The following is a 22,575-nucleotide window of genomic DNA, read 5'->3' on the forward strand; positions in this document are numbered from 1 at the left end:
TCTTACAAGGACATGGTCATGCAGCGTCTGCACAATATCTCCACCAACCCGGCAGCAGCCGGCGCCTCAGCATCAGGTATGGCAGACAGCACTGAAAGTGCAGGTACAGGTACGGCTGCAGTAGCAGGTGCCAGAGCAGATGCACAGAGTGCTGACAGCGCCAGTGCAGCTGAACTTGCGCGCCATGATTCAGAGAGCTCACAGTCTTCTCAGGCCGCAGCATTCAGCACCACTGTAGGCAGTTACCGCATTCCTCAGGAAGAATCCAATGCAACAGGTTCACGTCTGCGTGAGCAGGCTGACGCCCGACGCGAAAGCCGCGAAGAGGTCGGCAGTGGCGCCGCAGCCGCTGGCAGTGACGCTGCAGCTGCAGGCTGCGGCGCTGACAGGGCTGATAAGGGCGCAGGGGCTGCTCAGCAGGAATGCAAGGCTGTGATTTTTGACCGTAACAATGACTGACAGTCGCTAAATAACAGGCAGTAAGACATGGCCAGGATGGCCGGAGGTTCAAGTGGCAGATAATTTAGGGTTTAAGATGGCACTGCGTTTTGTCCGCTCAAGACGCAAGGCAGGCCTTACCCGCTTTATTTCCTTTGCTTCTACCTGTGGCATAGCCATTGGTGTGTTTGCCGCCATTATCGGTCTGTCGGTAATGAATGGCTTTGAGTATGAGCTTGAGAACCGTGTGCTCTCAATCATCCCTTCTGCTCAGCTCAACAGCTCACGCTCCAGTTTTGAAAATGCCGCTGAAATTGAAAGGCTGCTCCTTGAAGATAAGGGCATTGTGGCCACCTCTCAGGCCATTGAGCAAAAAGCCATTATTTCAGCCAACCGCGCCTTTGCACCGCTGGTAATTGCAGGTATCGATCCGGTTAGAGAAAGCAAGGTTATCGATATTGCCCGCTTTATCAACATCGGCCTTGAGTGTTTGGACCGCAATCGCTTCCCTGAGCTTAAGGACAGCTGTGCCCTGCCGGCAGCTCCAGGGGATGAAGGTCTGCTGGCCACTGCTCTTTCAGCCGAAGGTGCTGACAGCGCCGCAGCTGGCGGCGCCACCGGGCAGGCTGCTGCAGCTGCAGATGCTGCTGGCGGGAACAGCGCTGGCAGTCAGGCTCTTGATGATGCTGCGGTAAATGCAATTGCTCAGCAACGTGCTGCCGCTGCAGGCTCTGAGGCCTATGGTGATACCCTGGGATCAGGCAGGTATCTTACTGCCATGCCCGATGCTGAGGAGCAGCGTCTGCCGCGCATGATTATTGGTGCCGGTATTGCCCGCAAGCTGGGAGCAGGTCCTGGTGATGTGGTCGCCGTGGTTACTCTTGATAACAGCGATACTGGAGCTGATGCTTCAGTCAGCCGCACGCTAAAAAATCCGGACAAGCACAAGGTGCTGATTGCCGGTATTATTCACATCGGCGGTCAGATGGACAGCTCGGTGGCACTGATGAACTTTGCTGATCTTAAGGAGATGACAGGACTTGCAGGTCCCAACTCCATTCACATTAAGACAGTTGACTATCAGCAGACCAATACCATTGTTTTCAATGCTACCAATGGCCGCATCAGAGAGAGTGCTTTCCTGGTAACCTGGATGGGCTCCCAGGGCAAGCTCTATCACGATATTCAAATGGTACGTCAGATCATGTACATAGCCATGTTCCTGGTACTGGCAGTGGCCTGTTTTAATATCGTGTCCAATCTTCTGCTGATGGTTGCTGAAAAGCGCCGTGAAATTGCCATCCTGCTGACCATGGGCATGAAGCCGCGTCATATTGTGCGTACCTTCTCCATCATGGGCATGCTCTCTGGTGGCCAGGGAGCTCTTATAGGGTTTATTCCCGGTCTGCTGCTCTCGCTGGTGCTCACTCCATTTACCCAGTCATTCCGTGACTGGTTTGGCTTTGACCTGCTCAACCAGGATGTCTATTTCATCAACTTCATTCCATGTCAGCTGTCAGTGTGGGATGCGGCCTTTGTTCTGGCCTCATCAGTGCTGATGAGTCTGGCAGCTTCACTTTATCCAGCGCTGCGCGCCTCAAGGGTCAAGCCGGCCCAGGAGTTAAACCTCTAGCCGCGCCAGGCATAATCAGGTGCTGCCTTGCAGCACCATGGCACAAAGGCCGTCCTGTCTTCAGGGCGGCCTTTGTGTTTCCGGCATCAGGAAATGGACCGTCAGTCAGCCTGGAACCGTGCAGGGCGCTTTGCGCCATGCAAGGGGCGCGCTGCCGTGGCGCCGCCTGGGCGTGCTGCTGTAGCGCAGCCCGGGCAGGGCCACGAAGTAAACAGTGTGCCTTTTAGGAGCACACCTGTGGGGCACGGAGCCGCATTTATCGCCTGTAAGTACTGTTTTTGCTAGCTGGATCAGAGAAAAAGCACGGAGTTTTTGCGTTTTTACATGCACAGATTCACAATGTCACTCCATGACTATCATCAGGCTTTTGTTCTGACAAAACTACGAGGTTTTTAATAATGGTTAGCGCTTTAATTGCTTTTGCTAATGGCTCCGAAGACATGGAGGCTACCAGTGTCGCTTCTATTCTGGATCGCGGTGGTGTAAAGGTTACCCGTGCTGCAATTACTGCAGACGGCTCACGTGAAGTCACCCTGTCACACGGCATGAAAATAGTCTGTGACAAGCACATCTCCGAGTGCAATGACGTCTACGACATGATCGTTATCCCAGGCGGTCTGGACGGCTCCAAAAACTGCGCCGACTGTGCTCCTCTTATCACCATGCTCAAGGAGCAGAAGGCTGCCGGCCGTTACATCGGCGCTATCTGTGCTGCCCCAGGCTTTGTGCTTGCAAAGCATGATCTGGTAGGTGAAGCCAGAGCTACCGGCTACCCTGGCTGCTGTGACAGCATCAAGCACTACACCAACACCAATACCTGCATCGACAAGGAATACAAGCTGGTAACCGGCAAGGGCCCAGCTCTGTCCATCGAGTTTGGTCTTGCCTGCCTTGAGGCTCTGGTACCATTTGACGTAGTAGAGCAGGTTAAGACCGGCATGCTTTTCAAGGACGAATAGCAGTCCAGAGCTGACAGACCGCCAGCAACCCTTGCTTAAGGTTTAAGACTGCAAGGCGGCAGTACCTGTCACCTCCACAGGCAAGGCAGATCTGTATGAGCGCACTTGCGCTCAATGACTCCTGCCCTTGTCATTCAAAAAAGCCCTGAATCTGAGCGATTCGGGGTTTTTTTATGCCTGATATAAGCACAGGCGAGCGGTACTGAGGGTTGCAATTTGCGCTTACGGACTATGCCCTGACCAGCAAAGGGCGCGGCAGCAGCACAGTCTGCGCGCAGCCTGCGCGCAACCTGTGTGCTGCAGCCGTGCGACAGGCGCGCAACCTGCGCGCAACCTGCGTGGGGCAGGGGGCGGCAGGGGGGCGGCAGGCCTGTTTTGCCTGAAAGGGGTGACTGGGCGGGCGCTGTTTACTGGCAGCTGCCCGAGGCCGGTAGGGCTTTGGCACATGGGAGGGGCATTTTTGCGCAACCCGTGGACATATGCGATAATCAATGGCTTATTCAGGGGCGTTATGGCCCCTGAAGCGATCTTTTCTGGTCGCACACCAGCCTCTGTTACGGGCACCTAATGCTTGAGTTTAAGCATGCCCTTAGAAAGCACAGCTGCACTGAGGCCAGGCTTAAACTTAAGTTCTTTTGTCAGTTATTTAAACGGTTTTTGTTAATGGATAAGCTAGTTCAGGCTAAGCAGGATGGCATAGCCGCCGCTCAGGGTGTCCAGAATCTTCAGGATCTGGATGCGGTTCGAGTCAATTATTTAGGCAAAAAAGGCCTGTTTGCAGAGTTTATGAAAGAACTGGCCCAGCTTGATGCCTCTGAGCGTCCACAGCGCGGTGCCATCATCAACGAAGCCAAGCAGGAAGTAGTTGCCGCCATTGAGCAGCGTCGTGCCGAGCTGGAAAAGGCAGCCATGGATGCCCGTCTTGCCAGCGAAAAGGTTGATATTACTCTGCCTGGCCGTCACCGCGACACCGGTACCTTACACCCTGTAACCCGCACTGTTGAGCGTCTTACCGAGCTCTTTGCCTCCATGGGTTATGAGGTAGCCTCCGGTCCTGAAATTGAGGACGACTACCACAATTTCGACGCCCTCAATCTGCCTCCACACCATCCGGCCCGTGACAGTCATGACACCTTCATGTTCCCTAACGGCCTGCTGCTGCGTTCACAGACCTCCTCTGTACAGATTCGCACCATGGAGAAGAAGGCTCCTCCAATCCGTATTATTTCTCCAGGCCGTGTATATCGTAATGACTACGATATGACCCACACCCCTATGTTCCATCAGATCGAAGGTCTGTATGTGGACAGGAATGTTTCCTTTGCTGACCTTAAGGGCACTATCTACGAGTTCCTGCAGAAGTTCTTTGAAGAGGAGCTTGAGGTTCGTTTCCGTCCATCCTACTTCCCGTTCACTGAGCCATCAGCTGAAGTAGACGTACGTCGCAAAGGCGGCAAGTGGCTGGAAGTTTTAGGCTGCGGTATGGTCCACCCTAATGTACTGCGCAATGTAGGCATCGATCCTGAAGAGTATAACGGCTTTGCTTTTGGTATGGGTATCGAGCGTCTGACCATGCTGCGTTACGGCGTAAAGGATCTGCGTGCCTTCTTTGAAAACGATCTGCGTTTCTTAAAGCAGTTTGCCTGATTTCAGCGTCCAGGTCAGTATGGCCCTCAGGGGCCGCTAAGATAACCAATAACTTATAGCTAAGCTCCCCGTTTAAGAGCAGTGTTCACCAGCAGCACAGCGCAGCTGTGGGTCAGTAAGAGACTGATGTGAACTGCCAGTACGGGCCGCTTAGGGGAAATATTATGAAGTTCACTAAAAGCTGGGTCGATGAGTGGGTTGCCAACTCCTTAAGCGCTCAGGAAATGTCCGATGCCATTACCATGGCCGGTTTAGAAGTTGATACCTGTGAGGGTGTCTGTGCCGAATTTGACGGCGTGGTTGTTGCCAGGGTTGTAGAGTGTGAGGATCATCCTGACTCTGACCACCTGCACGTTACCAAAATCGATGCCGGTACCGGCGAGCTGCTGCAGATTGTCTGCGGTGCTGCCAACTGCCGTGCCGGTCTTAAGGTAGCCTGCTCCAAGGTAGGAGCTCACCTGCCAGGTATTACCATCAAGGATGCCAAACTGCGTGGTGTTGAGTCTCACGGCATGCTGTGTTCCTACAAGGAGCTTGGTATGGCCGATGAGTCCGACGGCATTATCGAGCTGCCTGAGGATGCACCTGTAGGCACCGATCTGCACGATTATCTGCAGTTAAACGATCACACCATCGACGTTGATCTGACCACCAACCGTCCTGACTGCCTGAGCATCCGTGGTATTGCACGCGAAGTTGCCGTGCTGACCCGTGGTGAGTTCAAGGATCTGGAGTGTGCTCCAGTTGCTGCCGTCATTGACGACACTTACCCGGTGAAAGTTGAAGACACCGAGGCCTGCCCTCGTTACCTTGGCCGTGTGATCCGTGGTGTTAACCAGAAGGCTCACAGCCCGGTATGGATGGTCGAGAAGCTGCGCCGCTGCGGTATCCGCTCCGTATCTCCAATCGTAGACGTAACCAATTACGTCATGATTGAGCTCGGTCAGCCACTGCACTCCTTTGACCTCAACCGTCTGCATGAGGGCATTGTGGTACGTTTTGCCCGTGAGGGTGAGAAGCTGGTACTGCTCTCAGGTGAGGAAGTTACCCTTACTGACAAGACCCTGATTATTGCCGACCACAAGGGACCTCTGGGCCTTGCCGGTATCTTTGGTGGTGAAAGCTCCGGTATTAACGATGAGACCCGTGATGTCTTCCTTGAGGCTGCTTTCTTCTCACCACTGGCAATCAAGGGCCGTGCCCGTCACTACGGTCTTAAGACCGATGCCTCCCACCGCTTTGAGCGTGGCGTAGATCCTAAGCTGCAGATGCGCGCCATGGAGCGTGCCACTGAGCTTCTGATTGCCATTGCCGGCGGTCAGCCAGGTCCTGTAGTTGAGTGTGTTGATGAGGCCCGTCTCAAGAACGATCATCAGATCACTCTGCGTCTTGAGCGCCTGAACAGAATCCTTGGCTGCACCATTGCCCCTGAGGAAGTTGAGCGCATTCTCAAGACCCTGGGCTTAAACCCTGTAGCCATTGAGGGCGGCTTTGCTACTACTGCTCCATCATTCCGCTTTGATATTGAAATTGAAGAGGATCTGATTGAAGAAGTAGCACGTATCTACGGTTACAACAGCATTCCTAACAAGATGCCTGTTGCTGACATGTTAATGAGTGCCGAGCGTGAAGAGGTTCTCAAGGACCGTGCTCTGCGCAGCAGTCTGGTACAGACAGGTTTCCAGGAGGCCATTACCTACTCCTTTACCGATCCAAAGACCCTTAGTGTCTTTAATGATCTGGAGCCTCTGGTACTGTCCACTCCAATTTCCGTAGAAATGTCAGCAATGCGTACCACTCTGCTGGCCGGTCTTGCTCTTGCTGCCCGTTACAATGTTAACCGTCAGCAGAAGCGTGTCCGTCTGTTCGAGCTTGGTCTGAGCTACATTCAGGATAAGGATGCTGAAAACGGCGTTCGTCAGGAGCCTATGATTGCCGGTATTGCTATTGGTGATGCTGAGGCTGAGTGCTGGAATCAGAAGGGCCGTCATGTAGACTTCTTCGACATCAAGGGTGATGTAGAGGCTCTGCTGGCTCTGACTGCCCGTGCCTCTGACTACAGCTGGCAGCCAACCCAGTGCCCGTTCCTCCACCCAGGTCAGGGCGCTGATCTCTTCCTGGACGGCCGTCGCGTTGGTGTAGTTGGTATGCTCCACCCACAGGCTCAGAAGGCTCTGGGCTTCAAGATTCCTGTAGCTGTATTTGAGATTGAGCGCAGTGCTCTGAGCACCCGTGTAATCCCACTGAGCAAGGACATCTCCAAGTTCCCATCCGTACGTCGTGACTTTGCCTTTGTTCTGGACAAGACTGTTCCAGCTGCAGCCCTGACTGGCGAGATCAGAGCACAGGGTGGCGCTCTGGTAACTGATGTCACCATCTTTGACGTCTTTGAAAACGAGTCTCTGGGCGACAAGCGCTCCATAGCTCTGGGCGTGACCCTCCACGACAACGACCACACTCTGGAAGATGCCGAGGTTGATGGCGTAGTAGCCAGAATTCTTGAGGCTGTTAAGACCAAATTTGGTGCTGCTTTACGTGAGTAGTCACAAATTCAGCATCTGGCCTTTCCCAAGTGGTATCAGCATCATGTAAGCTGTATGGCCGGAATACTGAACCGTACCTGCAACCTGATGGTGTTGCGGGTACCTGCAGCAGACTGATGACTGTATGCAGGCCGGAGTGGCATCACCTGCCCGGCGGTTATTTATGATGCCTTTGACATGCAGCTGTACTGAATGACACCTGAGGTGTTAACAGTACAGCTGCTTAATTTTGTCATCAGATAAAAACTGTTCAGCCTGTCTGAAAGCCTCACCCTTAAACTGCCATAATAAGAGTCGAAATGGCCGCTTAAGGCTGATGCTTACAGTGCACCAGGCGCACAGCTGTGCTGTTATCCCTGTATTGGGGAAGGGGCATATATCTGTGTGCAGTCGCTCTGACCATTTCAGTGCGGACCTGCAATAAGTTAATCCACAAGGAGTCAGTAAATGGCTAACGAGAATGGTTTAAAAAGTCTTGATGAGAACTTAAGACAGCTCGAGCAGCTGGTATCTTCACTCAATGACACCAGTCTTTCCATCGATGAGGCCATTGCCCGCTACTCTGAGGGTATGAATCTGGCCATCGAGTGCCGCAAGAGCATGAACGAAATGAGCCGCAAGGTTACTCTGGTCCGTCAGCAGGCCATGCAGGCCATGAATCAGCTCAATGAGGACGAGAGCGCCATCAAGACTGACGGCATGCAGAATCAGCCACCAGTACAGTAAGGTATCTCTCGGGACAGAAACATGTCTGTCCATGCCTGCACCTGTAATAAGGCAGGAACATATGGCCGCCATGGCCAGCCCGCCTCAGGCGGGCTGGCAGCAGCCCCGGTTTTAACCGGAAATGACTGCATGGTCTGTTCTCAGAGGAAACTGAAACACCCAAATTCTTCGCAACAGCTGCGCGCCATTGGGCTGGCGCTGCGGATAAGTGAGCATGACATGGATTTATTAGAGTATTTTGGCAAAGTTCAGCACCGGGTTGATGCCTGCCTCAAAGCACGTCTGGCCCGTCTTCCTGCAGAGCCGGCCGAGCTTAAGGAAGCCATGGAATATGCCCTGCTTCTGGGGGGCAAGCGTGCCCGTCCGCTGCTGGTCTATGCTTCAGGCAGAGCCTGCGGTGCTTCATGGGAGGATCTGGATTATGTGGCTGCAGCCATTGAGTGTATTCACTCCTACTCCCTGATTCATGATGACATGCCGGAGATGGACAACGACATGCTGCGTCGTGGTCATCCTACTGTGCATGCCAAATACGGCGCAGCTGCTGCGCTGCTGGCCGGTGATACCCTTCAGGCCCTGGCCTTTGACCTGCTGACCGACAGCAACTGCCGTCTGGCTCCTGATGTTAAAGGACGCATGTGCGCCTGTCTTGCCCGTGCCTCAGGTTTTGAGGGCATGTGTGGCGGTCAGGCTATCGATCTGGCCTCTGAGCACAAAAAGCTGCCTCAGGATCAGCTTGAAAAGCTTCATTCTCTTAAGACCGGCGCTCTGATTACCTGTGCGGTACAGCTGGGCTTTATGGCCGGCCGCTATCAGGAAGCATGGGAGAACCGTCAGTCTGATGCCATTGCCTCTGCTGTGGGTCTGGTTGAGTCCAACCATATGAACAGGGAGTTTGAGTGTCTGACCGAGTATGGCCGCAAAGTTGGTCTGGCTTTCCAGGTATGGGACGATGTGCTCGATGTGGCAGGCGATACTGCTGTCATGGGCAAGAATGCCGGCTCTGATGAGTCCCTGGAAAAGAGCACCTATGTCACCCTGATGGGCCTTGATGCTGCCCGTGCCTATGCAAAGCAGCTTGCTGATGAAGCTCAGGCCGTACTCAAAAAGCTGTCTGTTGATACCGATATCCTCAGCCAGTTTGCTCATTTCTGTGTCACACGAGATCACTGATCAGTCTGCTGTCAGATGACAGCTGGCAGCAGCAGTCATCATTCAGACGCGCACTTAGGCAGTCTGTTACTGCCTCCGGCTGTCAGATGATGACCGAGGCAGTCAGATGCTGACTGAGGCAGTCAGTCAATGCCCATGACTGTCAGATGATGACTGAGGCAGTCAGTCAATGCCCATGGCAGTCATATGCTTACTGAATACCTGCATCTTCATATGCATCTGCATCATTAATCACTGACGCATGTGCTGCTCACGCAGCTGAGGCTGCGCTGGCGGAAGCGGAAGCGCCACAACCGCTTGCAGGTGGCGTGGCGTGGCCTGATGCCGATGCTGATGCCTGGATTTTAAAGCCCTCAGTGTGCCTGTCACTGCTGATGGGCACGTGCCCGTAAGCCTCCTGTGGGGCGGGCGCCGGATCATTAAGCATGCACCATGATATGAGTTGTTATTGCTTTACCCGTGCAGGATCTAAAGAATTTACATGAAAGCAGACAGCTGCCAGGCTGTCTATAAGGTTTATACCGGCATAATGGTGCTGCCCCTGTGAGTTATCGGGGACAGACTGTCGTCTGCCGTGGCGCTGTGATTGACCTTTCTCGGGATCAGTCCACAAAAAATGTTTTTTGCTGTAAGAAATTTATGAGGGGAATACCATCAGCCTGATTGAGCAGGTCCTGAGGTAATACCGAAGCTGTGTTGCATTTTCAGGGATCTGTCCGTCATGGCGGTGGTTCTGAACGTTTGTGGAAGAATCAGAGATTTACAAACTTTTAGGCAGTATTAACGATGCCGCTGATGTCAGGGCCCTGTCCCGTGATGACCTGCCGCTGCTGTGCGACGAGGTACGCTCCTGCATTATCGATACAATCAGTAAAACTGCCGGTCACCTGGCCTCCGGTCTTGGTGTGGTGGAGCTGACCGTTGCCCTGCACTATGTTTACGATACCCCTCACGACATACTGGTATGGGACGTAGGTCATCAGGCCTATCCGCACAAAATCCTTACCGGCCATCGCAATGAGCTGGCTACTATACGTAAGTACAATGGGCTGCACGCCTTCATCTGGCGTAATGAAACCCCTTACGATCTTCTATCTACAGGTCACGCTTCCACTTCAATTGGTTCTGCCCTTGGTATGGCTGTTGCCGAACGCAACAAGCCAAAGGATCAGCGTCGCAAGGTCGTTGCTATTATCGGTGATGGCGCTCTGTCAGGAGGCTGTGCCTTTGAGGCCATGAATCACGCCGGTACCTTCAAGGACGTAGATCTTACAGTTATCCTCAATGACAATGAGATGAGTATTTCTGAAAACGTGGGTGTGGTTGCCCAGAGTCTCTCTCATGTCATTTCCAGCCCTCATTACGTCAAGATGGTCGAGGGTGGCAAGCGCATCTTAAAGTCGCTGCCTGCGGTAAAAGACTTTGCCATGCGTGCTCAGGAGCACGTAAAGGGCATGATTATGCCTGGCACCATGTTCGAGGAATTTGGCTTTAACTACATTGGTCCGGTAGACGGTCATGATGTCACCAGACTGGAGAGCATTCTGCAGAATGTAAAGGAAATGTCAGGACTGACTTTCCTGCATGTGGTTACCAAGAAGGGCAAGGGCTATGAGCCTGCTGAAAAGGATCCAATCTGCTATCACGGTGTACCTGCTTTTAATCCTGAAGAGGGTATTACCAGGGGCGCCAGCAGCGAAGATTGCTCTTACTCAGCTGCCTTTGGCCGCTGGATGTGCGACAAGGCTGTAGCCGATCGCAAGCTTATGGCTGTTACTCCGGCCATGCGCCTTGGTTCCGGTCTTGCTGAGTTTGCCCGTCTGTATCCTCATCAGTTCTTTGATGTGGCCATTGCCGAGCAGCACGCCATGGTCTTTGCTTCTGGTCTTGCAGCTGGCGGCATGCGACCTGTGGTCAATATCTACAGCTCATTTATGCAGCGCGCCTATGACGGCCTGATTCACGACATGGCGATTCAGGATCTGCCAATGATTCTCTGCCTTGACCGTGGTGGTCTGGTAGGTTCTGACGGTCCTACTCACAATGGATCTTATGACATTGCCTATACCCGTACTGTGCCTAATCTGATGATTATGGCCCCAAGTACCCGTCATGAACTCTACTACATGCTCAATACAGCCTATGATTACGCCCATCCGGCTGTGATTCGTTATCCACGTGCCAATGGCGAGAGCTTCCTGAGCGACAGAAATGGTGAGGTAAAGAGCGAGCGTCTGAGCCTGGAGCGCATTATTCCTGCAGGTCAGGCCAGAGTAAGAAACCTTTCTGCCAACGCCCTCAAACGTGTCAGAGCCGATCTTGACAGCACCGGTACCAGTTCCTGTCATTATGAGCTTTTCGAGCTCAATGAAGAGGTTATGAATCCAGGGCACACCTGCGCTGCTGACGCCATGGGTTCAAAGAAGAATATAGCTCTGCTGGTCTATGGCCCAATGGCTGAAACCCTTGAGAACTTTGCCCGTGAGCAGGACATTACCCTGCTGGACATGCGCTTTATCAAGCCTGTCAATACAAAACTTATCGAGCGTCTGGCACAAAGCTACGACCTGCTGGTAACTTTTGAAGAGGGTGCAATTCTGGGCGGCATAGGTGAGCATATAGGTGCTCTGGTCGCTGCCATGCCGGGATCAGCTCCAAAGGCCCGTGTGGTGAACATCGGCCTTCGTGACAACTTTGTCATGGAGGGTGATCGCAATCAGCTGCTCGCCGAGCAGGGACTTGATGAGACTGCAGTAAGGGCACGTGTAAGTGAGGTCTTTGCTACTTTGTAATAACAGATCTCTCACAGGCCAGCAGCGCCAGCGTACTTTGATTTATGAGCCGGGCCCAGTGCCCGGCTCTTGCTATTGAGGGCCTTAGACATTATGCTTTTGCAGTCAGGATAAACTGACTGCCCAAGTCAAAGTAAAAGGGGAATGACATGCCATCATTTGATATTGTTTCCGAGCTGAAGAAAGACGAGCTGCAGAATGCAGTTGATAACGCCAACCGTGAGCTTCAGACCCGTTTTGATTTCCGTGGTGTTGAGGCCTCATTTGAACTGGTCAAGGCTGACAACATAGTAAAGCTCGAGGCTGATGAAGAGTTCCAGATTCAGCAGATGGACGATATCCTCACCCAGAAGCTGATCAAGAGAAATATTGAGCCAGGCTGTGCCGAGTTCAAGGAAATTACCCGCTCTGGCAAGAAGTCACTGCAGCAGGTAGTCTTCAAGGTAGGTATCGACAAGGAACTGGGCAAGAAGATTGTCAAAATCATCAAGGATGAAAAGATCAAGGTCGACGCCAAGATGAATGACGACACTGTACGTGTTCAGGGCAAGAAGCGCGACGATCTGCAGGCTGCCATTGCTGCCGTAAAGGCCAAAATCAGTGATCTGGGCCAGCCGCTGCAGTTTAACAACTTCCGCGACTAAGATAAGTTAAGTTCACGGCCGTACCGGGAGCAACAGAGGCTTTCAGTACGGCCTTATTGTCTGTGCATCATTAACCCCAGAGAGCCGTCCATGTCTCAAGCACAACAAAATCCTGATCAGGATCAAGCCCCATATCCTGAGCTCAGCACTTCCCAGTCATCCCCTGACACATCTCAGTACCACTTTGGTGCTGACGCTCCAGACAATGCAGCCACAGATACAGCTGCTGCATCTGCAGCTGCTGCAACTGCAGCAGCCTCTGTTGCAGCCGGAGCTGGCGCAGCTGCCGCATCCGCTGCAGGCGCAGGCGCATCAGAGGATGCTCTTGATGATGACCTGGGCGGTAAGCGCTCGCTGCTGCATGAGATTTTCTCCAAACGAATGGGCATCTGCATGATCACAGGCTTTGCCTCGGGCATGCCTCTGTTTGTGCTTATCAATCTGCTGGCCGCCTATCTGCGCAAAGAGGGCCTCGATCTCAAGGTCATTGGCGCTTTTTCCCTGATGATGATTCCTTATACCTGGAAATTTGTCTGGGCGCCTTTTATAGACCGCTATCAGATCTTCTCCATGGGGCGCCGCAGAGGCTGGATCATACTCTCGCAGGTGATCCTTATCGGATCAATCGCGGCCATGGGCTTTGTAAATCCACGTGATTCCATCATGGTGGTAGCTGCTCTTGCTACCCTCGTGGCTTTTGCCTCAGCGACTCAGGATATCGTGCTTGATGCCTACCGTCGTGAGTTCCTGCCAGACAATGAGCTGGGCCTTGGTAATGCAATTTTCGTCAATGCCTATCGAGTAGCCGGACTGATACCAGGTGGTGTCTCGCTTATCATGGCTGACTTCTTCTCCTGGCAGACCGTCTTTTCATTTACCGCCGCCTGTCTGCTCCCCTGTCTTGTTCTTTCGCTCTTCCTCAAAGAAAAGGATTGCGGTAATACACCACGCACCTTAAAGGCAGCCATTGTTGAGCCTTTTTCCGAGTTTATTGGCCGTCGTGGCATCGGATACGCCATCTTTATCGTCTGCTTTGTCTTTCTGTATAAAATTGGCGATTCCATGGCCCTTGCTCTGGCTACTCCTTTTTACATGGATCTTGGCTATAACCTGACCACCATTGGCGTAGTGGCCAAAAATGTAGGTTTGTGGTCCACTGTAGCAGGCGCTCTGCTGGGTGGTGTCTTTATGCTCAAGCTGGGCATTAACCGCGCCCTGTGGGTCTTTGGCTTTATCCAGATGATTACCATTCTGGGCTTTGTGCTGCTGGCTCATCTTGGTCAGCAGGGCACACCATCTGTATGGCTGCTCTCACTGGTACTGGTCTGTGAGTACGGCGGTGGCGGTCTGGGAACAGCTGCCTTTGTGGCCTTCCTGGCCCGTGAGACCAACCCGGCCTATACAGCTACACAGCTGGCGCTGCTGACCTCCTTTTCGGCCATTCCCCGCACCTTCTGTAACGCTATCACCGGATACCTGGTAGAGTACCTGGGCTGGCAGGACTTCTTTGTACTGTGTACCGTACTGGCCGTACCAGGCATGGTACTGCTCCTTAAAGTGGCACCGTTTAACAGCAGCGAGTCGGACATGAAATCAGCCTGATGCCCAAGGCAAAACGCTCCTGCTGCCATGCCTGGCCCAGCCAGCCATGGTCGACGGCCTGCCCCGGCGGTCTGGCCGAAACCGCGTCATATAACAGCGCATGCTTCAAGAGAGGTATGCGCTGTTTTGGTATCTGCAGACGGTCTATTCAATGTTGCTGCATGCAGCCTGGCATGCATGCCAGCATGCATGCCAGTAAGCCTGCGCAAAACTGCCGTGCCTGGCATACATTCACAGTCGCCTTGTGCCCCGGCTTAATAGACTGCAGTATGACAAAGAGCAGGGGCATGGCCATGTATGCAGGCGGGCAGAAGCCATGCCTGCAGGTTAGTAGAGCAGGGCATGAATGCTGGTGAGCAGGGGCTGGGCAGGGCTGCAGACAGGCGTTGAGCAGGGGCATGGCCATGTATGCAGGCTGGCAGGAGCCATGCCTGCAGGTTAGTAGAGCAGGGCATAAATGATGGTGAGCAGAGCAGGGCATGGAGCAGGGGCAAAGGCGTGGTTGCAGGGGGAATGGCATCAGGCGGCGGCAAGGGGGCTATGAGGCCGGGTAATTTTGTCCTGGATCCTTGTATGTCATAGATGTGAGTGTATAGACGCGCGTGATTTAATAAGGGGCACAGATTTGACAAATTTACATCTGAATTTGTCAGTAAAGATTGTCTGACAACTTTTATATTATTAGGAAAACTAATGTTACATGTTTTGTAACAGTAACATTTGTGCTTAATGAGCCTGGGGAAAGACCGAAGTATTCAGAGATGTGAAATACCTGGGCTGCAATGGTAAACCGGGCTTTGAGAGCGCCCTGAAAGTGCCTTTTGATAGTATCTAGAGATAAAAGATATATGCCACTGGTGATCTGATCTGGATGTTATTTTGTCCAGAGAATCAGAGTGCATTTTGACTTGTATCAATGTGACATTGGAATTAGTTAAGCAAGTTTATAAAGTATCGATAACATCCAGGGGTCATGGCAGGTGGTTCAGATTTTTTTAGCTTTGTCACAAAGGCGTAAGCTCGCGGCTGTTGACTTAGATACGACCGTCATTTTGTGTTAAAATTTGGTGCTTGATGCCTGCCTCTGAATTAACGGTGCAGGTACCTGATTTCACTCATAAATTTCTCACAAATCAGCATGTGACGGGCGTCTCATTTCAGGCCGTAACATAATATTCTGATCAGGTGAGACAACCTCAATTCACGACAATTTCTTAAGACACTAATGGGTTTAGTGATAAGGAGTACATTCCCGCCAGTGGACTTATTAGCCCTTAGTAATTTGTTGTGACCCTCAGGCTGATTCAAAGATTTTGCCCTAAGTTTTTCTTATTAGTGCTAACAATCGACAGTTCCCATATCTTATGTAAAGCGTGTGCGCCTGTCAGGCTGGCATAAGTGTGGTCGCAGGCTTTAAGCCTCCGTGGATGCTCTGGACACAGAATGTCAGAGGTACCCGGGACCACCTGACAAAGCATGACAAGTAAAGTGCGGTGAGCGCCTCAGATAAGAATTCGGGCCAGCGATTGGCAGTGCATGGCGCTATGCGCTTTGACATGGGGCTTGTGATTGTAGCTGACAGGATTTTTGTAACAGTGAGTGTTCTTGGGAACCCCATCGGATTTCGTCGGCTGTCATCTCGTGGCCCGGTACCTGCAAGGTATCGGCGCTGATGAACAATGACATCTGACAAAAGTAAGGCAATGTGCCTGCTCGCCGACACGTCACGGCCGCCTCAGTGATGAGGTGTTCCGTGGAATGTCAGTACAGGAAGGCCCGGTGTAAACCTGCGGTTATAGCTGTTCTGATACCCATAAGCGTTGTGGCACTGCACAGAGGTCAGTCTGAAGTACGTGGAGTTTTACTCCTTAATGTTTTGTATTGGAACCGCCTATGATTAACATCAAAAAAGGATTGGATCTGCCTATCAGCGGCCAACCTGAGCAGTCAATAGGCGCATGTCCAGTGGTAAAGCATGTCGGCATTATCGGCAGCGACTACCCTGGTCTGCGTCCTTCCATGGCTGTTGAAGTTGGTTCAGCTGTTAAAAAAGGCCAGGTACTGTTCGAGGACAAGAAAAACCCTGGAACACGATTTACCGCTCCAGCCTCTGGTACTGTTGTTGCAGTCAACCGCGGCGAGCGTAGAGCATTCCAGTCGCTCGTTATCGAAGTAGACGAGTCAGTTAAGGGTGTCGAGTTCAAGAAGACTCCTGCTGACAAGCTGCTCGAGCTGTCACTGGAAGACGTAAAGAGTGAGCTGATTGAGTCCGGCATGTGGACTGCCATCCGTACCCGTCCTTTTGACAAGGTACCTCATGTCAACAGCCTGCCACACTCCATCTTCATCACCGCCATGGACACCAGCCCGCTGGCTCCTGAGGCAGGTCCTCTGATTGCTGCCGAGGCTGATGCCTTTGTCGCAGGTCAGGCCGTATTAAGCCGTTTTGGCGTAAAGGTATTTGTCTGCCACGACGACAAGTCCATTCCTTTATGCAAGGCTCCTGAAATTGCAGAAGAGATCTTCGTAGGTCCTCACCCTGCTGGTCTTGCCGGCACCCATATCCACTTCCTGGATCCGGTTTCCGAGAACAAGACTGTATGGCATATCAATTATCAGGACGTTATTGCCATTGGTCACCTCTTCACTGAGGGTGAGCTGTACAACAAGCGCGTTATCTCCATTGCCGGTCCTAACGCCAAGGAGCCACGTCTGGTCAAGACCATTCTGGGTGCTTCCGTTGCCGAGCTCTCTGCCAATGAGATCATTCCTTCCGAGTATGGCGTACGTGTAATCTCCGGCTCCGTACTGTGGGGTAATAATGCTGTCGGCGCTTTTGCCTACCTTGGTCGTTACCACTCTCAGGTATCAATCATTGAAGAAGGCAAGATGCACGACATCCTGTTCAAGGGCTGGCTGGGCCTGGGCTTAAAGCGTCACTCTGCTTCCAATGCCTATGCCTCCTCATGGTTCAAGCCATCCGAATACATCTTCAATACTTCAATCAACGGCGGCAGCCGTCCAATGGTGCCGGTCGGTCAGTTCGAGAAGGTTATGCCTCTTGATATTGAGCCTACCATGTTACTTCGTTCCATTGAGATCAATGACGTCGATCAGGCCAAGCTTCTTGGTATTCTCGAGCTTTCCGAGGAAGACGTTGCCCTGTGCACCTATGTTTGCCCAGGCAAGACCGACTACGGCCGTCTCATCCGTCGCAGCCTGACCAAGATCGAGCTGGAGGGCTAATACGTGTTGTTAAGTCTCTTTAAGAAAATTGCCCCAATGTTTGAGAAGGGTGGCGTACTCGAAAAGATGTACCCTCTCTACGAAGGCACTTTCACCTTACTTTATTCCTCCGGTCATGTAACTACCGGCAACACTCACGTGCGCGATTACCTTGATCTCAAGCGCATCATGATCGTTGTCTTCTTCGCCGTGTTCCCTGCCATGATCTATGGCTGGTACAACGTTGGCGATCAGACCGTAATGGCTTTTGCCAGCCTGCCTAACGGCGCCGAGCTCGCATCTGCCAGCTACTCACTGTTCAGCTCTGACTACCACTACGCCATCGTACAGATGCTCGGTGGTTCTCTGGGTGCTGATGCCGGCGTATGCAGCAAGCTCCTTATCGGTCTTGTTTACTTCCTGCCAATCTACATCGTCGTATTCGCCGTAGGTTCTTTCTGGGAAGTATTATTCTGTATCGTCCGTGGTCATGAGATCAGTGAAGGCTTCTTCGTTACCTCCATCTTATTTGCCTTAATCGTTCCACCTTCCATTCCATTATGGCAGGCTGCCCTGGGTATCTCCTTTGGCGTTGTGATCGGTAAGGAAATCTTCGGTGGTACCGGCCGTAACTTCATGAACCCAGCCTTAACCGGCCGTGCATTCCTCTTCTTCGCCTACCCTGCCTCCATTTCCGGTACCGCCTGCTGGGTTCCAGTTGACGGCTTCACCGGTGCTACTCCGCTGGCACAGTGGGCTGAAGGTGGTGAGGCTGCCCTGATCAACACCATGGGCGAGCAGATCACCTGGATGGATGCATTCCTCGGTAACATCCCAGGCTCCTTGGGCGAAGGCTCCACCCTGGGCATCCTGCTCGGTGCTGCTTTCATCCTGATTCTGGGTATTGCTTCCTGGCGTATCATGGTCGGCATTCTGGTCGGCGCATTCATCTGCTCCTCCCTGTTCAATGCTATCGGCTCTGACACCAACTACATGTTCTCCATGACCTTCATCTGGCACGTAGTATTAGGTGGCTTTGCCTTTGGTACCGTCTTTATGGCTACCGACCCAGTGTCTTCTTCTTTCACCAATGGTGGCAAGTGGGCATTCGGTATCTTAATCGGTGTCATGGTTGTGCTTATCCGTGTCGTTAACCCAGCCTACCCAGAAGGCATGATGCTCGCCATCCTGTTTGCCAACTGCTGGGCTCCGCTGTTCGACTACTTAGCAACCGACCGCAACATCAAGAGGAGACTTGCCCGTGCTTAAGCTCAATAAGGACTCCGTATTTGGCACTTTCGTTGTTATTATCGGCTTCTGCTTAGTATGCTCGGTAGTAGTTTCCAGTGCCGTAGTTGCATTAGGTCCATTCCAGCAGGCCGCCATTGCCAATGACCGTCAGGTAAATATCCTGCGTGTTTCCGGCTTTGACATTAAGGGCTCTGTTGCTGCAACTTACAAGACTCACATTGAGGCCAAGCTGCTTGACCTCGAAACCGGCAAGTTCGTTGAAGATCCTAACAACGAGGCTGACGCCTACAACTTCCAGTCTTTAGCCAAGAACCCTGAGTTCAACACCGCCATTCCTTCAGACGTTGACTATGCCGGTATCCGTACCCGCACAAAGTTAATGCCTGTATATCTGTCCAAGGATGAGGCTGGCAATGTAGTCCGTTACATTCTGCCTTTCTACGGTCAGGCTTTATGGTCAACCGTTTACGGTTACCTGGCTGTTGACACCGACGGCAACACCATGAAGGCCGTAACTTTCTACAGCCACGGTGAGACCCCAGGTCTGGGTGGTGAGATTGACAACCCACGCTGGCAGGCTTTATGGGTAGACAAGAAGATTACCCGTGAAGACGGCACCCGTGGCTTCAACATCACCAAGACCCCTGATCACAACGGTGAGGGCAAGGACTACGACGTAGATTCCCTGTCTGGTGCTACCCTGACTGCACGTGGTGTTGACAACGCAACCAAGTACTGGTTCGACGTTGCCTACAAGGCCTTCTTAGAAAATGTTCGCAAGGGGGAGCTCTAAATGAGTGACGCAAAGACTCCTACTTGGAAAGAGGTACTTCTGGATCCGCTCATTGCCAATAACCCGGTAATGGTTCAGGTTCTGGGTATCTGTTCTTCCCTGGCTGTTACTTCTTCCATGAAGACAGCATTCGTTATGGGTATTTCCGTAACCTGCGTTTGTGCTCTGGCCAATCTCGCAGTTTCCTGCACCCGTAACTACATTCCAAGTTCCGTACGTATTATTGCTCAGATGACCATTATTGCCTCCCTGGTAATTCTGGTTGACCAGGTCTTAAAGGCCTTTGCCTATGACCTGTCCAAGCAGTTATCCGTATACGTAGGTCTGATTATTACCAACTGTATCGTTATGGGTCGTACTGAAGGCTTCGCTCTGAAGTACCCTCCAATGACCTCCATGGTTGACGGTATTGGTAACGGTCTGGGCTACATGCTTGTTTTATGTATCATCGCCACTGTCCGTGAGGTATTCGGTTCCGGTTCCTGGTTCGGCATTACCTTATTCGAGACTGTAAACAACGGCGGCTGGTACGTACCATGCGGTCTGCTCATCATGCCACCATGCGGCTTCTTCCTGGTAGGCCTGTTAATCTGGGTTGTTAAGACCTTCCGTAAGGACCTGGTTGAGCAGCCTGAGTACGAGACTCACAGAGAGGGTTAATAACAATGGTAGAACATTATCTTTCTCTGCTCGTTAAGAGTATCTTCATCGAGAACATGGCTCTGGCCTTCTTCCTGGGTATGTGTACCTTCCTGGCTGTGTCCAAGAAAGTTACTACATCCGCAGGTCTGGGCGCCGCCGTTATCATGGTGCAGATCCTTGCTGTTCCAGTAAACAACCTTGTTAACACCTACGTCTTAAAGCCAAATGCACTGGTTGAAGGTCTCGACCTGTCATTCTTAAGCTTCATTACCTACATCGGTGTTATTGCTGCTCTGGTTCAGGTTCTGGAAATGTTCCTGGACAAGTTCGTACCATCACTTTACAGTGCCCTTGGTATCTTCCTGCCATTAATCACTGTAAACTGCGTTATCTTCGCAGGTGTTTCCTTCATGGTTCAGCGTGAGTACAACTTCGCAGAGTCTGTGGTATACGGCTTTGGTTCCGGTGCCTCATGGGCAATCGCAATCGTACTGCTGTCTGCTATCCGTGAGCGCTTAAAGTACTCCGATGCTCCAGCAGGCGTACGTGGCTTAAGCCTGGTGTTCATCACCTCCGGTCTGATGGCTATCGGCTTCATGTCCTTCTCCGGCATTTCGCTCTAAGGAGTAAGCATGTTTACAATCGTTTCAGGCGTTGTGATGTTTGTGATCCTGGTAGCTGTATTAGTTGCCCTGATCCTCATCGCCAAGCGCTTCTTAGTTAATTCTGGAGACATTACCATTGGTGTAAATGGTGATGAATCCTTAGGCTTTAAGTGCCAGGCCGGTACCAAGCTGTTAAATGACTTATCCGACAAGGGTATCTTCGTTTCCTCAGCCTGCGGCGGCCGTGGTGCCTGCGGTCAGTGTAAGGTCAAGGTCACCAAGGGTGGCGGCGACGTCTTACCTATCGAGTTCTCTCACTTCACCAAGCGTCAGATCCGTGAAGGCTGGCGTCTTGCCTGTCAGGTTACCCTCAAGGGTGACTGCGAGATCGAGCTTCCAGCTGAGATCTTCGGTGTTAAGAAGTGGGAATGTGAAGTTATCTCCAACGATAACGTAGCTACCTTCATTAAGGAGCTCCGTCTGCGTGTACCTGAGGGTGAGGAAGTTCCATTCCGCGCCGGTGGTTACATTCAGATTGAGGCCCCTGCCCACACTGTGTACTACAAGGACTTTGATATCCCTGAGCAGTACCGTGCCGACTGGGATCACTTTGGTCTGTTCGACCTGGTTTCCAAGGTTGATGAGCCATCCATCCGTGCTTACTCCATGGCCAACTATCCTGAAGAGAAGGGTCTCATTATGCTTAACGTGCGTATTGCTACCCCTCCTCTGCGTCAGCTCAAGGAAATCAAGCCAGGCATCATGTCTTCCTACATCTGGAGCCTCAAGCCTGGTGACAAGGTCACCATTTCCGGTCCATTTGGTGAGTTCTTCGCCCGTGAGACCGACAACGAGATGGTATTCATCGGTGGTGGTGCCGGTATGGCCCCAATGCGCTCCCACATCTTTGATCAGTTAAAGCGTCTTGACTCCAAGCGTCGCATTTCTTTCTGGTACGGTGCCCGTTCCTTGAAGGAAGCCTTCTACGTTGACGAGTTCGACCAGCTGGCCAAGGATCATCCAAACTTCACCTGGCACCTGGCCCTTTCCGAGCCTATGCCAGAGGATAACTGGACTGGTGCTACCGGCTTCATTCACAACGTTCTCTATGAGAACTACCTGAAGAACCACAAGGCTCCAGAGGACTGCGAGTTCTACATGTGCGGCCCTCCAATGATGACCAAGTCCTGTGTTGATATGCTCCACAGCCTCGGTGTTGAAGACGAGAACATCCTCTTCGATAACTTTGGTGCCTAAAGCATGTCACCGTGCTGCCCTGGCCTGACGGCCAGAGCAGCCATCCAAAAAAGCCCCGACCTTAACAGGCCGGGGCTTTTTTATTCGCAGCATCATCACAGCACCTGCATCACCAGGTCCAACCCGCCTCCGCCACCTAAGTCACCTCCGCCCTCCCATTACCCTGACCAGCCAGCAGCAGCGCGTCAACCTTTATCGCGCTCCCGACATAACATGGCATCACAGCGCCCATCAGCCATCGCGCTTTGATCACAGCGCCTGGCAACCCTGCCTCCGCAGACATCGCGCTTTGCTCACATAACCAGGCACCCCAGCCCTCCGCTGACACCGCGCTTTGCCCACAGAACCAGGCACCCCGCCCACCGCTGACATCGCACTTTCCCTCAGAACCCAGCATCCCAGCGCTCAGCTGCCATAGCGTTTGCCCAACATAGCCCCGCATCCCAGTGCCCAGTCTTCCTCATATTTATCAATAAGGCATCTAAGGAACTGTAGGTAATTAAAATGATTTATATTTTTTAAGTATAATGACCTGAACGGAGGAACCTTATGGCAAACCAGATTCAGGTCACTTTAAACAAAGATTCTATTAATCAGCTGCTTGAGGCTGGTGACTTTAACGAAAAGCAAAGAAGGCTTTTCTAC

General features: G+C 52.2%; 15 protein-coding genes. All 15 read left to right on the forward strand.

The window, feature by feature from the left end; all coding sequences use genetic code 11:
* Window positions 1-511: 511 nt before the first annotated feature.
* The 15 genes from MXE41_RS13205 (at window position 512) to nqrF (ending at window position 21,930) form a co-directional block, all read left to right on the forward strand.
* Window positions 512-2,071, forward strand: coding sequence for an FtsX-like permease family protein (locus MXE41_RS13205; protein ID WP_247099238.1), 1,560 nt, complete (start codon window positions 512-514; stop codon window positions 2,069-2,071).
* Between the two features lie 398 nt (window positions 2,072-2,469).
* Window positions 2,470-3,030: a DJ-1 family glyoxalase III gene (locus MXE41_RS02540; protein ID WP_246978715.1), complete on the forward strand. Its 561-nt coding sequence runs from the start codon at window positions 2,470-2,472 to the stop codon at window positions 3,028-3,030.
* Between the two features lie 663 nt (window positions 3,031-3,693).
* The gene (gene pheS / locus MXE41_RS02545; RefSeq protein ID WP_246978093.1) at window positions 3,694-4,677 is read left to right on the forward strand and encodes a phenylalanine--tRNA ligase subunit alpha; all 984 of its coding nucleotides are present in this window, start codon (window positions 3,694-3,696) and stop codon (window positions 4,675-4,677) included.
* A gap of 164 nt (window positions 4,678-4,841) precedes the next feature.
* Window positions 4,842-7,220, forward strand: coding sequence for a phenylalanine--tRNA ligase subunit beta (pheT, locus tag MXE41_RS02550; protein ID WP_247099239.1), 2,379 nt, complete (start codon window positions 4,842-4,844; stop codon window positions 7,218-7,220).
* 447 nt (window positions 7,221-7,667) lie between these two features.
* Window positions 7,668-7,946, forward strand: coding sequence for an exodeoxyribonuclease VII small subunit (gene xseB / locus MXE41_RS02555; RefSeq protein ID WP_246978095.1), 279 nt, complete (start codon window positions 7,668-7,670; stop codon window positions 7,944-7,946).
* A 219-nt stretch (window positions 7,947-8,165) separates the two neighbouring features.
* Window positions 8,166-9,119, forward strand: coding sequence for a polyprenyl synthetase family protein (locus MXE41_RS02560; RefSeq protein ID WP_247099240.1), 954 nt, complete (start codon window positions 8,166-8,168; stop codon window positions 9,117-9,119).
* A gap of 743 nt (window positions 9,120-9,862) precedes the next feature.
* Window positions 9,863-11,911: a 1-deoxy-D-xylulose-5-phosphate synthase gene (dxs, locus tag MXE41_RS02565; protein ID WP_247099241.1), complete on the forward strand. Its 2,049-nt coding sequence runs from the start codon at window positions 9,863-9,865 to the stop codon at window positions 11,909-11,911.
* Between the two features lie 149 nt (window positions 11,912-12,060).
* On the forward strand, window positions 12,061-12,555 hold the full coding sequence (locus MXE41_RS02570; RefSeq protein ID WP_246978098.1) for a YajQ family cyclic di-GMP-binding protein: 495 nt from the start codon (window positions 12,061-12,063) through the stop codon (window positions 12,553-12,555).
* A 90-nt stretch (window positions 12,556-12,645) separates the two neighbouring features.
* A complete protein-coding gene (locus tag MXE41_RS02575; RefSeq protein WP_247099242.1) occupies window positions 12,646-14,157 on the forward strand; it encodes an AmpG family muropeptide MFS transporter in 1,512 nt (503 codons plus the stop codon).
* 1,893 nt (window positions 14,158-16,050) lie between these two features.
* A complete protein-coding gene (locus MXE41_RS02580) occupies window positions 16,051-17,403 on the forward strand; it encodes a Na(+)-translocating NADH-quinone reductase subunit A (RefSeq protein WP_246978100.1) in 1,353 nt (450 codons plus the stop codon).
* A gap of 3 nt (window positions 17,404-17,406) precedes the next feature.
* On the forward strand, window positions 17,407-18,651 hold the full coding sequence (locus MXE41_RS02585) for an NADH:ubiquinone reductase (Na(+)-transporting) subunit B (protein ID WP_348647409.1): 1,245 nt from the start codon (window positions 17,407-17,409) through the stop codon (window positions 18,649-18,651).
* Entirely contained in the window at window positions 18,644-19,426 is a 783-nt protein-coding gene (locus MXE41_RS02590) for a Na(+)-translocating NADH-quinone reductase subunit C (protein ID WP_246978101.1), read from the forward strand. Before MXE41_RS02585 ends, MXE41_RS02590 begins: the two co-directional genes overlap by 8 nt.
* Window positions 19,427-20,086 (forward strand): NADH:ubiquinone reductase (Na(+)-transporting) subunit D, encoded by a 660-nt coding sequence (locus MXE41_RS02595; RefSeq protein WP_246978102.1) that lies wholly within the window; start codon window positions 19,427-19,429, stop codon window positions 20,084-20,086.
* 5 nt (window positions 20,087-20,091) lie between these two features.
* Window positions 20,092-20,691 (forward strand): NADH:ubiquinone reductase (Na(+)-transporting) subunit E, encoded by a 600-nt coding sequence (nqrE, locus tag MXE41_RS02600; RefSeq protein WP_246978103.1) that lies wholly within the window; start codon window positions 20,092-20,094, stop codon window positions 20,689-20,691.
* Between the two features lie 9 nt (window positions 20,692-20,700).
* Window positions 20,701-21,930: an NADH:ubiquinone reductase (Na(+)-transporting) subunit F gene (gene nqrF, locus MXE41_RS02605; RefSeq protein WP_246978104.1), complete on the forward strand. Its 1,230-nt coding sequence runs from the start codon at window positions 20,701-20,703 to the stop codon at window positions 21,928-21,930.
* Window positions 21,931-22,575 lie beyond the last annotated feature (645 nt).

This window comes from Anaerobiospirillum sp. NML120449 (genome assembly GCF_023051105.1).
Classification (GTDB): domain Bacteria; phylum Pseudomonadota; class Gammaproteobacteria; order Enterobacterales; family Succinivibrionaceae; genus Anaerobiospirillum.

Coding starts and splice junctions, on each gene's coding strand:
- pheS (WP_246978093.1), top strand. CDS start 3,694: ATGGATAAGCTAGTTCAGGCTAAGCAGGATGGCATAGCCGCCGCTCAG.
- MXE41_RS02575 (WP_247099242.1), top strand. CDS start 12,646: ATGTCTCAAGCACAACAAAATCCTGATCAGGATCAAGCCCCATATCCT.
- xseB (WP_246978095.1), top strand. CDS start 7,668: ATGGCTAACGAGAATGGTTTAAAAAGTCTTGATGAGAACTTAAGACAG.
- nqrF (WP_246978104.1), top strand. CDS start 20,701: ATGTTTACAATCGTTTCAGGCGTTGTGATGTTTGTGATCCTGGTAGCT.
- MXE41_RS02595 (WP_246978102.1), top strand. CDS start 19,427: ATGAGTGACGCAAAGACTCCTACTTGGAAAGAGGTACTTCTGGATCCG.
- nqrE (WP_246978103.1), top strand. CDS start 20,092: ATGGTAGAACATTATCTTTCTCTGCTCGTTAAGAGTATCTTCATCGAG.
- pheT (WP_247099239.1), top strand. CDS start 4,842: ATGAAGTTCACTAAAAGCTGGGTCGATGAGTGGGTTGCCAACTCCTTA.
- MXE41_RS02540 (WP_246978715.1), top strand. CDS start 2,470: ATGGTTAGCGCTTTAATTGCTTTTGCTAATGGCTCCGAAGACATGGAG.
- MXE41_RS02560 (WP_247099240.1), top strand. CDS start 8,166: ATGGATTTATTAGAGTATTTTGGCAAAGTTCAGCACCGGGTTGATGCC.
- MXE41_RS02580 (WP_246978100.1), top strand. CDS start 16,051: ATGATTAACATCAAAAAAGGATTGGATCTGCCTATCAGCGGCCAACCT.
- MXE41_RS02570 (WP_246978098.1), top strand. CDS start 12,061: ATGCCATCATTTGATATTGTTTCCGAGCTGAAGAAAGACGAGCTGCAG.